The organism is Streptomyces sp. KLMMK, assembly GCF_036961605.1.
GTDB lineage: Bacteria > Actinomycetota > Actinomycetes > Streptomycetales > Streptomycetaceae > Streptomyces > Streptomyces telluris.
The window spans coordinates 1-13,891 of the sequence record NZ_JBAMDC010000161.1; the positions used below are offsets into that span (position 1 = coordinate 1).

Consider the following 13,891-nt stretch of genomic DNA (forward strand, 5'->3'; position numbering starts at 1 on the left):
GGAGCCGCCCTGCTGGGCCGCGGCGTACGGGCCCGGGGCGGGCGGGAAACCCTGTGGCGGCATGGGGGGAGGCGCAGGCATCTCGGAAGGCTGCTGCGCGTCCGGCACCGGAGCCGCAGGGGCGAAGTTCGGCGGGAGGGGAGGCAGCGCGGCCTGGGGCACCGGCGGCGGGGCCCACGCGGCCGCCGGAGCGTCCTGTGCCGCCTCCGCCGGCTCCTCGTCCGCACGCCCGGCGACCCTGTCGCGCAGCGCGGCGGCGGAGAACCGCATGGTGCCCTCGGGGCGCGGGGCCGCCTGCCCGGTCTCGGAGGCCGCATCCGCGCCTTCGGAAGCCGGCGCGGCCCCGGAGCCGTTCTCGGATGCCGCGTACGAGCCCTCCGCGGGGCCCTCTCCGGCCTTCTGGTCGTCAGCAGGGACGTCGGCGACGGGAGAAGCGCTTTCGTCCTCCGTGCGGCTCGTGCCGGCGTCGAGGCGGCTTCCTGCATCGGAGCCCGTACCAGCCTCGTGCCCCGGCCCCGTGACCGACTCGGCGCGGGCCTCGTGCCCGGCCGCGGCGTCTGCGTCACCCGGGGCGCCGGCAGCGCCCTGTCCCGCGACACCGTCGGCGGCCTTTGCGCCCTCCGCGTCGGCGGTCACGGCACTCGGCACGGAGGTGGCTGCCTCGCCGCCCCGTGCCGCGATCTCGTCCTGCAGTGCCGACGCGGAGAACCGCATCGTGGCAGGGCTCTGCGCCCCGCCCGTCGCAGCGGTCTCCCCGGAAGCAGTCTCCGCCCGGTCGCTCCGCGCCTCGGCGGGCGGCGCAGGCGGCATCCCCAGCGGTTCACCCGAAGGCGGGGGAGGAGTGGGCTGCTGCGCGCCACCCCCGGTGCCGCCGGTGCCCGCCGTGGCGGCCGCTGCGGAAGAGGCGTTCTGCGTGTACCAGGCAGGTGGCGTGTAGTCGATGGTGAACTCGCCCATGGTGTCGGGCTCGTGATCGTGACCGGCGTCGGACCGGTCCCCGCCGGCTGCGGACCCGCCTGCGCGGATCTCGTCCCGATCGCTGCTCACATTGCCTCCTGGTGTGGTCTAGCGCCCATGAAGTGCCTGTCGGGCCCGACCGTTCCCGTCGTCCGACCGCCCGGGTCTCCCCCGTTTGCGACAGGGGAGGCCGATGAGGTCCCCCGTCCGTACACCTGCCCAGCCTAATCGTCATACGCACCGCCGGGGCAGGCCCGCCCCCACCCCACCGGCCGCCCCGCGCGCCGCCCCGGACCCCGGGCGGCGGCAACCGGACCGGTGGGGCGCAGGAGTCGGCTGGTGCAAGGATTTCCCGCTCGGGAGTCACAACCGTGCGGGATCTGCGCCCGATTCGCTCCTTTCCAGCTGAATAACCCATGTATTCCCCCTGGATCGGCGGGGAAGAGAGCGCGGCAGGTTCGCGACGGGCCCGCACTCAGGAGGCATGCGTCGTTGGTCCAGCCACCCTGCCCCTTTCGACGCCGCCGAACCAGCTGCCGGAGGGCTGCGCTGGCGCACCGCAGGACCCGCCACCGAACGCGAATCCCTACGCGCAACAGCCCGGCCCCCACGTACGGCGCCTATCCGCCCCCGGGACAACCCTTCGGCGCCCTGCCGCCCGCCGGCCCCTGACGGGGGGGGGTCGACAAGAGGGTCGTGCTGCAGAACCGAAGGCCACCGTGAACGCCGAGAAGCTGTTCTTCCGCGTGAGGTTCCTGAGCTGAGGTTCCTGTACGAGGGGGCCGCCTCCTCGTCGCCGCCACGCGCCTGTTGGGCAGCAGTTCCGAAGGCGCGGACGGACGCCGACAAGCTGCTCCTCGTCCTCGGCGAAGGCTGACGGCCCGCCGGACTCCTGCGAGTGAACGGGGGCGCACCACCGGGTGCGCGCCCCGTCTGTTGGCGTGCGCGCAGCCGGTCAGTCCATCCGGCGCGGGGCGCCCAGCAGCTGCGTCTCGGTATCCGTCGCCCGCACATCGACGTACGTCCACGATCGCCGGGCGCACCACAAGGTCACCGTCTCCGGGAGCGCGGGCAGCGCCTCGACGTCGGCCTGCGGCAGCCCGAGGAGGCTGCCGAGCTGCTGCGCCTCCTCCGGCGAGACCCGCTGGACGCCGACCAGGTCCGCGCCGCCCAGCAGACGCGGCGCATCCGGCCCCAGGTAGGGCAGCAGGGTCAGGACGGACTGCCAGGGTGCGGTCACGACCCGCCCGCGGGGCGGCCGGGCGCCGCAGTCGCGCACGACGAGGATAGGGGCGTGCACCGACGGGCCCTGTGGAGGCACCCGTCCGACGTCGTGCAGGGTCACGCACTGCTGCCCGCCGTTGGCGGTTTGCGCAAGCGGGGTCCACAGCCCGCGGCGGCCGGTCTCCACGGCTACCCGGGCGCCCGTGCCGACGGTCCGCAGGGCGACGACCTGTGCCGTCCAGGCGCCGCCGATCAGGACGGCGTCGAACGGCGTGGGGCGGGCCACCCCGAGGACGGCCGGCGCCCCGTGCGGGTCGGTGCCGATGACCACACCATCGTCACCGACGGGCAGGGCCAGCGCCTCGTACTCCTCGGGCGCGAGCTCGTGCCGGCCCCGCCGCGGCCCGAACATCCCCAGACCGAAACGCGGCCGCCCGGCGCCTGCCCTGGGTGCGCTCCCGGGCCCGGGCGAAGCAGGCGTCCAGGTGGTCGTCACCGCGTACCTCCCAGAGGCAGAGTGGCGAGCATGCCGGGGACCTGCTCGTGGTCCAGCCGTACGAGGCCGGTCTTCACGGAGCGAGCCGTCCGTTCCAGTTCCCGCCGCGTCGTCGCCAGTTCGTCGGAGCTGCGGCCGGTGACGCGCACGTGCGTCGTCAGCGTCGGTGCATGGCGCCCGTTCCGCAGGCGGCCCCGTGCCAGCGTCAAACTCAGCGTTGTCGACAGCGCCGGCAGCGAGGTGAGCAGGGCGGCGAGCTGCGGCAGGGAAGAGGCTCCCGCGCCGAGCTGCGGCCAGCGTGCGACCCAGTACGTGGTGTGCCAGCGGTCGTCGCACCGCAGCGCCCGGGCGCTCTCCAGCGTCCGCCGCACGGGGGTGGCCGCGCGCGCGGCCTGCGCGGAGGCCACCGGGTTGACGTTCGCGGCCGTGGATATCGCGGCGGTCAGCTCGTCCTCGGACAGCAGAGACGCCCGGAACCCCGCCCCCTGCAGCCGGCTCGTCAACTGGTCGGCTACCCGCACCACGCAGCGGCCGGCCCCCTCCTCGCCCCCTCCACGCGCCTCGACGGCCTCCGGGCACAGCTCCGGGTCGAGCTTCAGCGCCACCCATGTCGTCCGGACCGCAGGAGTGCCCGACAGGGCCTGCAGCGGTGCGTAGTTCCGCGCGGCCAGTGCATCGGCGGGCAGGTGCGGGGCGGGCGCCGGCCGGGTGCTCTGCACCACCTGCACGGACTCCAGCCGGATGCCGTCGACGTCCAAGGCGTCCCGCAGCAGGGCCAGCGGCAGCGCCTTCTCGGCCCGCAGGGGGCGCAGCGGGGCGTCCACGGCATCGACGCGCAGGACTGCCGACACGAACGTCCCGTCACCGACCAGGCCGGCCTCGCGCTGCCCGCGGTCCGTGAAGGTGCCCGTCCGCAGAGCCGGTTCGCACTCCACGACCGGTGCCACGGCAGGATCCGTGCCCGCATCCGCCGGCGCCGCCCGGCGGGTGCGCCCGCGGAGCGCCACCGAGGCCGCCAGCGACTCCGCCACCGGCCGCTGTCCCCGCTGGACCAGCGCGAGCGACACCAGCACCACGGCCACCACGACGGCGGGTACCAGCAGCACCGGCCCGGCCGGCAGAGCGAGCAGCACCAGCGCCACGGCCACCTCGGCCAGCACCAGCTGCTGCAGCCGCACCGGCCCGACCCTTCCGCCCCGCGCCGCGCGGGGGGCGACCACGACTGCCCCGGGATCGGCATTTCCCGGCGCCCGTACGCGCGTTGCGGCACCCATGCCTGTCTCAGCCCCCTCAGCCGTCGCCGGCCGCCTCCGCGGCCGCACGGGAAGTCCGGATCAGCACCGGTCCCTGACGGACCTGTTGATCCCTACCGGCATAGTAGGGGTCCGGTACGACAACCGGACCGTGCGCAGTACCTGTCGACCGGCGCCGAGACCAGGGGAGAAGCGGCTACACATGGCATCACGGCGGGATGAGCTCAACGCCTACGTCTTCGCCCGGAAGCGAACGGTCGCAGCCTTCCTGCAGCCGTCGCCCCACGGCACGGAGGAAGGGGCGCCGCGCCCCCTGCGCGCCGTCCTGCCGGGCCTTGTCGCCGGGGCGGTGCTGATCGCGGGCTTCGGCGCCTGGGGCATGTTCAGGCCGACCGCGCCCAAGGGCTGGGACGACGAGGCCGCGCACGTCATCGTCGGAAGCGAGTCCACCACCCGCTACGTCGTCCTGACGACGGACAAGAAGAAGCAGCTGCACCCCGTCCTGAACTTCGCCTCCGCGAAGCTGCTCCTCACCCCCGAGAAGTCCTCCGTCATCAAGGTGAAGGAGGCGGAGCTCGACAACGGCCGCATCCCGCGCGGCCCGACGCTCGGCATCCCCTACGCACCCGACCGCATGCCCGGACCCGGCGAGGCGGGCAAGCAGAAGCACTGGGCGGTCTGCGAGCAGCCCGGTGCGGGCGGAAGGACCACCCAGAAGGCCGTCTTCCTGTTCGCCGGGCGCGACCCCAAGCTGAAGAAGCTCACCGGCGAGCAGCGCCTGCGCGGCGACCAGGCGCTCTACGTGCAGGGCCCGGACGGAGCCCGCTACCTCGTCGACCCCCGGGGCACCAAGTACTTGCTCGGCGGTGCCGACTGGAAGTCCGCCGACCCTTCCGAGCACAACCTGCTGCTCCGCTCCGTCTTCAACGACGGAGCCAAGCCGCAGCCCGTCACCAAGGACTGGCTGGACACCTTCCACGACGGCGCGCCCGTCGTCTTCCCCGAGACCGGCGGCGACATCGGAGTCGACGCGGGCGTGGGCACTCTGCCTGCCAAGGCCGGCCGTATCGGCACGGTCCTCGAAGCGCCCACCGGCAACGGCACGCAGAACTACGTCGTGCTGCGCGGCAAGGTCCAGCGCGTCTCTCCGCTCGTCGCGAAGCTGCTCCTCAACAGCAGGAAGCTCGCCCCGCTCAACCAGGCCGGCGTACCCGAGCGGGTGAGCGCGGCCGCCTTCACCCCGGCGGACGACGAGTTCTATGGGGAGTACCACTGGCCGTCCCAGGTGCCCCGGCAGGCCAACTTCATTGGGCCCTCCAATGACACTCACCGCACCGTATGCAGCATCTTCAGCGGCATGTCCGCCGGAGGCACCACCGAACTCGCCACCTGGGCCGGCGACGACTACCCGGCGACCATCCCCGACGGCGCCACCAGCGCGTACGTCACCCCGGGCTCCGGCCTCCTCTACCGCCAGGTCACGGGGCGCCAGACCAACAGCGGGTCGGTCTTCCTCGTCACCGACACCGGACTGCGCTACGCCGTGCAATCCAACAACGACAGCGGCACGGGCAAGTCGAAGATCGGCGAGAAGGCGACGCCCTCGGCCGGGCCGGACGGCTCGACCGACTCCGCCCGCGCGGCGGACGGGACAGGGCCGGGAACGGGAGCCGCCGGCCCGGCCGAATCCGACCAGGCCCGCACCAGGCTCGGCTACGGAAGCGTGAACCCTCTGCCAGTGCCCGCGAACTGGTCGCAGTTCCTGCCGACCGGACCACGCCTGGACACCAACAGCGCCCGCCAGCCGCAGGGGTCGTGAGCCGGTCATGAGACAGCTGATGCCACGCACGGCGGGGCAGCCGATGCCGCGCACGACGACAGTGCTCAATGCCGCCCTGGCGGCGGTCCTCGCAGCCGCTGCGGCGGCCGCGCCCGGGACTGTGCCCGCGCCTGCGCCTGTACCGGCGGCAGCGGTGTCCGGCCCGGCCCCCTCGCCCGCCCCCGCGCTCCGTGCCCCGATGACGTCATCCGCCGCCGTGCACCTGGACGGCAGCGGCGAGTGCACCTACCCCGCCAAGACCATCAAGGGCACCCCTTGGTCGCTCCAACGGATCCTCCTCGACCGCCTCTGGCAGGACACCAAGGGCCGGGACAGTGCGGGACGGCCGGTCCGCGTCGCCGTCATCGACTCGGGCGTCGACGTCCGGAACCCGCAGCTCAAGGGCGCCGTCGACGTCGAGAGCGGCGCCGACCTGCTCACGGGCATGGCGGAAGCGGCAGCGGAGGCGGCCAAAGGCGGGACGGGCGTGAGGGCGAACGCGAAGGACGCGCCCCGGGCACCCGGCCCCGCGCCGTCGCCCGGCCCCTCGGACGGGAAAGCGGACGGGGACCGCAAGAAGGCGGGGGACAAGAGCACGCCGAAGCCCGGAACGCCGTCCGCATCCCCTTCCGGGGAGAAGAAGGGCGAGCCCGGGAAGCCGGAGAAGTCCGCGGAGCCGAGCCCGTCGAAGAGCCCGGAGAAGAGCCCCGACAAGCCACCGGAGGGGAAACCGGAGAAGGAGCCGGAGAAGCCGAAGCCCGACCCCACCCTCGACCTGGTGGGACACGGCACCAAGGTCGCCGGCATCATCGCGGCCCGCCCGTCCCCCGGCAGCGGGTTCGTCGGCATCGCACCCGAGTCGGTCATCATCCCGATCCGCCAGAACGACGAGAAGGGCACGGGCACGTCCCGCACCCTGGCGCAGGGCATCGGCCTGGCCGTCGCAGCGGGAGCGCGCGTCATCAACATCTCCCAGGACACGACGAAGGCCCTGGAGCGCGACTCCGACCTCGAACGGGCCGTGAAGGAAGCGCTGGAGAAGGACGTCGTAGTCGTGGCCTCGGCAGGCAACGACGGCCTCGGCGGCGACGTCAAGGAGACCTACCCCGCCGCGTATAAGGGCGTCCTCGCCGTCGGCGCGTCCGACCGCAACAACGAGCGCGCCTCCTTCTCGCAGCCCGGTGAGTTCGTCGGCGTCGCCGCACCCGGCGTCGAGATGGTCTCCACCGTCCCGCTGGGCGGCCAGTGCGTCGACAACGGCACCAGCTTCTCCGCCCCCTACGTGGCCGGGGTCGCCGCCCTCATCCGCGCCAAGCACCCCGACTGGAAGCAGCACCAGGTCGTCGCCCAGATCGAGCAGACGGCGGAGCGCGTCACCAAGGGCCACGACCCCTACATCGGCTGGGGGGTCGTCGACCCGGTCCGCGCCCTCACGGACGACGCGCACCCCGTCGACCGCGTCACCCCGGCCGGGCCCGAGGCCCGCAGCGCCCGGGCCCCCTCCGTGGCCCCCCTGGCTGTGGGCGAGTCGCCGCAGCAGCGGCAGGAACGGCTCGCGACGTACGCGCTCGGCGGCGCGGCCGTTCTCGTGGCGACGATCGCCGGAGCGGCCGTCGTGGGGCGGGAACACCGGCGCCGGCGGGCGCTGCGCGGCCTGTGAGGGCATCAAAGTGGCCGCACGTACGCGTAGTTGGGGCGTGCACACAGAGTGGTTAGAGTGACATTCGGCGCCTTTCGTGGGCGCGGCAGACAACGGCCCTCGGGGGGAAAGGCGGAACATGTCGGAGAACGGCAGGCAGAAGGTCAGTGACGAGGCGTTCAAGGCCTTCACGGACGCCATCGACAAGACCAGCTCACACTTCTCGGCGAACCTGCGCCAGCTGGCGAACGTCATCGCCACCCTGGACGGCGGTTCCTCGTGGAAGGGCGAGGCGCACAGCGCCTTCCGCAAGGCGCAGAGCGACCTCAACGACGACCACGACCGGGTGCGCCGCATGATCGACCGCGTGCGTGAGGCCGTCGTCCTGACGCACCGCGCCTCCGGCGCGACCGACGCGGAGATCGCCGCCCAGATGAAGGGCGTCGACGTCGGTGGCGGAGGCGCCGCACCCGCCTCCGCGTCCGTTGCAGGAGCCCCCGGGGCGCCCTCCAGCGGGATCGACAACTACTGATCCGGCCGGGCACTCGTGCCCGCTACATCATTCGCCGCATCATTCCGGCACATCATTCGGCACATCATTCCGGCTTTTCGGTTTTGAACAGCACCACAGAGGGTGGGGACACATGGCAGACCAGGGTGGAGAGCTCGTAGTCAACTACAGCTCCCTTCAGACCACGGCCGCCGACATCAAGAAGGCGGCGGGCGTGATCGAGCGCGAGCTGGAGGTCATGCGCAGCGCCGTGAACAAGGTCGCGGCCGGCTGGGAGGGTGAGGCCCACCAGATGATGCTGCAGGTGGACGCGGAGTTCCGGCGGCGGAGCGCGCACATCCAGGAGACGCTCAAGCAGGTCGCGGACCTGGTCCTGAAGGGCGGCGAGCACTTCCACGCGACGGACAAGAAGGCGTCGCAGCTCTTCGACATCAGCTACTGATCCGTTCCACAGCACTCGGGGGGCGGCCGACCGGGAATCCTGCGGCTGCCCCCCAGGCTCGTGCTCACCGGCTCACCGGCTCACCGGCCTACTTCAGGTCGAACTCGCCGTCCCGCGCACCCAGCACGAAGGCCCGCCACTCGGCCGGGGTGTAGCGCAGCACGGTGCCGGGGTCGGTCGAAGACCGCATGGCCACGGCACCGTCGGAGAAGTAGGCGATCTCGACGCGTTCCTCGTCGTCCTTGGCCTCGGGCGCACTCAGCCATTCGAGACCGGAGATGTCGCGTGCGTACAGCTCGTCCTTCTCGCGTTCGTCCATGGGGCAGGGGCCGCCTTTCGGGTGCGCAATTCCGCGGGATCGCTGTGGCATGAGGCCAGTTGACTCCTGCAGGGACGACGACTCCTGCAGGGACAGCATTCGTGGGCAGCGTACTCCGGATGGATCCGCGGCAGAGGAGATTCGCGAAGCGCTCGTACGGAAGGCCGGCCGTGTGGAGAATGCCCCCGGCGGGTGCGGACCGGGGCTCCTCCCGCCGCCCCGTGCCCCGCCCCGTGCCCCTCACATCTCCTCCGGCAGCCACCCCGCCTGCACCAGCGACACGCCCCTCTTGCGGGACACGAAGTACCCGCGCCCGGGCGGCATCCCCTGCGGCCGCACGCTGCCGAGCAGATCGCCCTCTCCGGGGTCGCCGGACAGGAGGACGCCCTGGGCGCCCAGCTCCTTCACGCGCTGCATGAAGGGCTCGTACATCGACCGGGACGCCCCGGCCGAGCTGCGCGCGATGATGAAGCGCACGCCCACGTCGCGCGCGAAGGGGAGGTTCTCGGTCAGGACGGCCAGCGGGTTGCCGCTGCCGGTGGAGACGAGCTCGTAGTCGTCGACGATGACGAAGAAGCGCGGGCCGGACCACCAACTGCGCTCGCGCAGCTGCTGCGGCGTGATGTCGGGCTGCGGGGCGCGCCGCTCCATGAGGCGGTTGAGGGCCTCGGCGTGCACCGTCAGGGCCGAGGCGGTCGGCGCGTACTCCAGCAGGTGGGTGCCGGGGACGGCGTCGAGGAGCGTACGGCGGTAGTCGCCGACCACGATCTTCGCCTCGTCCGGGCCGTACCGCTCGGTGATCTGCCGGGCCAGGAGGCGCAGCAGGGCCGTCTTGCCGGACTCGCTCTCGCCGAAGACGAGGAAGAACGGGTCCGTCTCGAAGTCGGCGAAGACCGGTTCGAGGCCGGCCTCGTCGATACCGAAGGCCACGCCGTGTTGCGGGTACTCGAAGCCCTTGGGCAGGTCGTCGGCGCGCAGCCGGCGCGGCAGGAGCCGCACGCCCGGGGCGCCGGGCCCGTCCCAGGCCCCGCTGACGGCGCGCACCATGGCGGCGGTGCCGTCCGTGAGGGTCTCGGGGTCGCTGCCGGAGTCGATGCGCGGCAGCGAGGCCATGAAGTGGAGCTTCTCGGGGAGCTGGCCGCGGCCGGGCATCCCGGCCGGGACGTTCGCGGCGACCTTGCGGTCGAAGTCCGAGTCCATGGTGTCGCCGAGGCGGAGCTCCAGCCGGTTCAGGAGCTGGTCCTTGAGTGAGGCGCGCACCTCCATGGTGCGGGAGGCCGTCACCACGACGTGGATGCCGTAGCCCAGGCCGCGCGCCGCGATGTCGGCGACGACCCCCTCCAGCATCTCGTACTCCTGCCGGAAGCCGGCCCACCCGTCGACGATCAGGAAGACGTCGCCCCACGGCTGGTCCGTGATCTCGCCCGTCGCCCGCAGTCGCCGGTAGGTGCCGATGGAGTCGATCGCGTGCGCCCGGAAGTACTCCTCGCGGCGGGCCAGGATGCCCGACACCTCGGCGACCGTACGGCGTACGCGCTCCGGGTCGAGCCGGGATGCCACTCCGCCCACGTGCGGCAGGCCGTCGACGGCGATCATGCCGCCGCCGCCGAAGTCCAGCCCGTAGAACTGCACCTCGGCGGGCGTGTGCGTCAGCGCGAAGGCCGACACCAGTGTGCGCAGCAGCGTCGACTTGCCGGACTGCGGGCCGCCGACGACCAGCATGTTGCCCGCCGCGCCGGAGAAGTCGCGGTAGAGGACGTCGCGCCGCTGCTCGAAGGGCTTGTCCACCAGGCCGATCGGGACGCTGAGCCGGCCGAGGCGCGGATGCCCGGGAGCCGTGAGGCCGCGGCCCGGAACGGCCGAGAGCGGCGGCAGGAGCTCGTCCAGGGCCGCGGACCGGTCCAGCGGCGGCAGCCACACCTGGTGGGCCGGCGGGCCCTGGCCGTCGAGCCGGCGCACGATCACGTCGAGGACGGTGTCGGCCAGCGCGTCGTCGCCCGGGCCGGGCGCGTCCGGCGTCGCGGGCGCCGGGGCGGTGTACGTGACGGGGACGGGCCCGGCGGTGAACAGCACCGGACGGCGCTCGATCGGCAGCGGCCCCGTGCCGGGCCCCGTGCCCGCGTCCGCCCGGTAGGCGCCCGAGACGTATGCGGCCTTGAAGCGCGTCATCTCGTCCGTGCCGAACTTCAGGTAGCCGGAGCCCGGCACGGACGGCAGGTGGTACGCGTCCGGCACCCCGAGCGCCGTACGGGACTCCGCCGCGGAGAACGTACGCAGGCCGATCCGGTACGACAGGTACGTCTCCAGGCCGCGCAGCCGGCCCTCCTCCAGGCGCTGCGAGGCGAGCAGCAGGTGCACGCCCAGGGAGCGGCCGATGCGGCCGATCTGGATGAACATGTCGATGAAGTCGGGCTTGGCCGTCAACAGCTCGCTGAACTCGTCGATCACCAGGACGAGTGAAGCCAGCGGCTCCAGCGCGGCGCCGGCCGCCCGGGCCTTCTCGTAGTCGTGGATGTTGGCGTAGTTGCCGGCCGCCTTCAGCAGCTCCTGCCTGCGCTGCAGTTCGCCGGTGATCGAGTCGCGCATGCGGTCGACCAGCGTCAGGTCGTCGGCGAGGTTGGTGATGACGGCCGCGACGTGCGGCATCTGCGACATGCCCGCGAACGTCGCGCCGCCCTTGAAGTCGGCGAGGACGAAGTTCAGCGTCTCGGAGCTGTGCGTGACCGCGAGCCCCAGGACCAGCGTGCGCAGCAGCTCGGACTTGCCGGAGCCCGTCGCGCCGACGCACAGCCCGTGCGGCCCCATGCCGTCCTGCGCCGCCTCCTTGAGGTCCAGCATCACCGGAGCGCCGTCCTCGCTGACGCCGATCGGCACGCGCAGCCGCTCCGCCGCCGACCGCGGCCGCCACGCGCGCGCCACGTCCACCGAGCCCGCGTCGCCCAGTCCCAGCAGGTCGGTGAATTCCAGGTTCGCCAGCAGCGGCTCGTCGCCGTCGTCGCCCGTGCCCAGGCGCAGCGGCGCCAGCTGCCGTGCGAGCGCCTCGGCGGCCTCCACGGCGAGGGTGTCCGGCTCCCCCTCGTAGACCGCTACCTGCGACTCCAGCCGCAGCGAGCCCGGCTGCACCACGGCCGACAACCCGCCGCGCGGCTCGCCGAGCTCTCCCGTCACCACCTCGACGACGGTCACGCCCTGCAGCCCCTCGGGCGCCGCGAACACCGAGTCCGCCGGCACCGCGGCGCCGTCCAGCACGACCACGACATGCGGCTGGTCCAGCAGCGGCCGGCCCTCCCGGCTGAACCGCGTACGCCCCTCCAGGCGCGGCCGCAGCAGCTCCTCCAGCTCCGCCAGGTCGTCGCCGATCAGGCGCCGCGCGCCGGCCCCGTCCACGGCACCGGGCACCTGTACGTGCGGCAGCCACTTCGTCCACTCCCAGGACGGCGCCGCGCCCCGTGCCGCGGCCACGGCCACGACGAGGTCGTCCGGCGAGTGCAGCGTCACCAGCTGGGCCACCAGCGCCCGCGCCGTGCCGTGCACCGTCTCAGGGTCGCCCGACAGCGTCAGGTGGTAGAAGGCGCGCAACGACAGCGCCACCGGCATGCCGTCCAGCGAGCCGTGCGTCGCCAGGAACTGCTGCATCGCACCCGTGGCCAGCGGCTCCAGCTCGTCTATCGGCGCCGTCTCGGGCGCCTCCAGCGGCGTCGCGAGCTGCTGCGTGCCCAGCCCGATGCGGACCTGTGCGAAGTCCTCGTCGCCCGCGCGCCGTTCCCACAGGCGTGTGCCCTCGGCCACCACCGACCACAGCTGGTCGGGGGAGGGGTGCAGGTAGAACTGCGCGTCGCGCTGCGCCTTGGCGGTGCGCTGCACGGTGCGCCGCGTCTGGGCGAGGTACTTGAGGTAGTCGCGGCGCATGTCCGCGGTCCGCCCCTGCGTGCCCTGACGGTGCCGCACGATCATCGCGACGGTCATGCCGAGCGTCGAACACATCATCAGGACGCCCATGATCTTCATCATCGGGGCGGCGCCCGGCATGAAGAAGTACACCATCGACGAGGCCATGCCGAGCGTCGGCAGGAGCTGCATCAGCAGCCCCTCCTGACGGTCCCTCGGCAGCTCCGGGGGCGCCTCCAGCCGGACCGCCTCGCCGGGCACCTCCGGCGGCAGGGCCCTCGGCGGACGACTGACCACGATCTGGCTCACCGGATGCCTCAACCCCTCCGCACGGCAAGGACAGTTCCGCGCGGCACCCCTCGCGCTCCGACGGCGCGGGCCCCATGCGCGGAACGGTGATCCTATCGGCGTACGGGCATACGGCCCCGATAGGGTGTCCGCACATCCGTGCACAGTGAAGCCGCACAGTCGTGCACGCGAAGCCGCACTGTCGTGCACGGTGAAACAGTGAAACAAGGGGCCTGATAGGTGAGTACGTCCGCTGCGACCGGCTTCTGCAGAGTGACCGTCGTCGCGCCCGACAGCCGGATCGACGTCGCCCTGCCGGACGACATCGCCGTCGCCGACGTGTATCCGGAGATCCTGCGCCTGACCGGGCAGACCCAGCCGGCCGGCGCCCCCACCGGCTACCACCTCGTACGCCGCGACGGCACCGTCCTCGACGGCGCCCGCTCGCTCGCCGCCCAGCACGTCCTGGACGGCGACCTGCTCGCGTTGCGCCCCTTCGCCGAGTCGCTGCCGCCCGCCGTGCACGACGACGTGAGCGACGCCATCGCCTCCGCCGTCACCCGCAACCACACGCTGTGGAGCGACGCCCTGCTGCGCACCTGCGGCCTGGCGGGCGGAGCACTGCTCCTCGCGCTCATGGGCTTCGCCCTCTGGTTCGCCGACCCCGTCCGGCACGACATGCACGGGCTCCCCGGCGCCGTCGCGGCCGCCGCCGGCGTGCTGCTGACGGCCCTCGCGGGCGTACGGGCCCGGGTCTACGCCGACCGCGCCTCCGCCGTCGCCCTCGGCCTCGCCGCCCTCCCGCACATGATGATCGCGGGCTCCGGCATCCTCGGCCCCGCGCAGGGGGAGGGCGCCGGCCGGCTGCAGTTCCTGCTGGGCTGCGCGGCCGTCGTCGTCGCCTCCGCCGTGCTCGTGGCCGCCGTGCCCACCGGCGACGCCCCGTTCGTCGCCGCCTTCACCGCCGCGGCCGCCGGCACCGTGGCCGCCTTCTGCACGATCTTCACCGGGGCCGGCCCCTCCGCGGCCGCCGCCGTCTGCGCCGTCGTCGCCAT

The 13,891-nt window shown here is 73.2% G+C and carries 10 protein-coding genes; 5 read left to right on the plus strand and 5 right to left on the minus strand.

Annotated elements, in window-relative coordinates:
* The 3 genes from V7793_RS21680 to eccE all read right to left on the minus strand — a co-directional run.
* Window positions 1–1,047, minus strand: a 1,047-nt coding sequence (locus V7793_RS21680; protein WP_336008990.1) for an SCO5717 family growth-regulating ATPase, incomplete at its 3' end; no start/stop codon positions are given.
* 865 nt (window positions 1,048–1,912) lie between these two features.
* Entirely contained in the window at window positions 1,913–2,593 is a 681-nt protein-coding gene (locus V7793_RS21685; RefSeq protein ID WP_336008992.1) for a hypothetical protein, read from the minus strand.
* Between the two features lie 80 nt (window positions 2,594–2,673).
* Window positions 2,674–3,951, minus strand: a complete 1,278-nt coding sequence (eccE, locus tag V7793_RS21690) for a type VII secretion protein EccE (protein WP_336008994.1) — start codon at window positions 3,949–3,951, stop codon at window positions 2,674–2,676.
* A 181-nt stretch (window positions 3,952–4,132) separates the two neighbouring features.
* On the opposite strand from eccE, the gene eccB reads away from it, so the two are divergent.
* The 4 genes from eccB (at window position 4,133) to V7793_RS21710 (ending at window position 8,341) form a co-directional block, all read left to right on the plus strand.
* Window positions 4,133–5,749: a type VII secretion protein EccB gene (gene eccB / locus V7793_RS21695; RefSeq protein ID WP_336008996.1), complete on the plus strand. Its 1,617-nt coding sequence runs from the start codon at window positions 4,133–4,135 to the stop codon at window positions 5,747–5,749.
* Between the two features lie 199 nt (window positions 5,750–5,948).
* Window positions 5,949–7,409 carry a type VII secretion-associated serine protease mycosin gene (gene mycP, locus V7793_RS21700; RefSeq protein WP_336008998.1) on the plus strand — a complete coding sequence of 487 codons (1,461 nt, stop codon included), beginning with the start codon at window positions 5,949–5,951 and terminating at the stop codon, window positions 7,407–7,409.
* 118 nt (window positions 7,410–7,527) lie between these two features.
* The gene (locus V7793_RS21705) at window positions 7,528–7,920 is read left to right on the plus strand and encodes a WXG100 family type VII secretion target (protein ID WP_336009000.1); all 393 of its coding nucleotides are present in this window, start codon (window positions 7,528–7,530) and stop codon (window positions 7,918–7,920) included.
* 112 nt (window positions 7,921–8,032) lie between these two features.
* On the plus strand, window positions 8,033–8,341 hold the full coding sequence (locus V7793_RS21710) for a WXG100 family type VII secretion target (RefSeq protein WP_058046541.1): 309 nt from the start codon (window positions 8,033–8,035) through the stop codon (window positions 8,339–8,341).
* Between the two features lie 88 nt (window positions 8,342–8,429).
* Here V7793_RS21710 and V7793_RS21715 read toward each other — a convergent pair whose 3' ends face one another.
* On the minus strand, window positions 8,430–8,660 hold the full coding sequence (locus V7793_RS21715; protein ID WP_168093490.1) for a DUF397 domain-containing protein: 231 nt from the start codon (window positions 8,658–8,660) through the stop codon (window positions 8,430–8,432).
* A gap of 240 nt (window positions 8,661–8,900) precedes the next feature.
* Entirely contained in the window at window positions 8,901–12,857 is a 3,957-nt protein-coding gene (eccCa, locus tag V7793_RS21720) for a type VII secretion protein EccCa (protein ID WP_336009004.1), read from the minus strand.
* A 219-nt stretch (window positions 12,858–13,076) separates the two neighbouring features.
* On the opposite strand from eccCa, the gene V7793_RS21725 reads away from it, so the two are divergent.
* Window positions 13,077–13,891 (plus strand): EsaB/YukD family protein (locus V7793_RS21725; protein WP_336009006.1); only part of this gene is annotated, 815 nt, incomplete at its 3' end.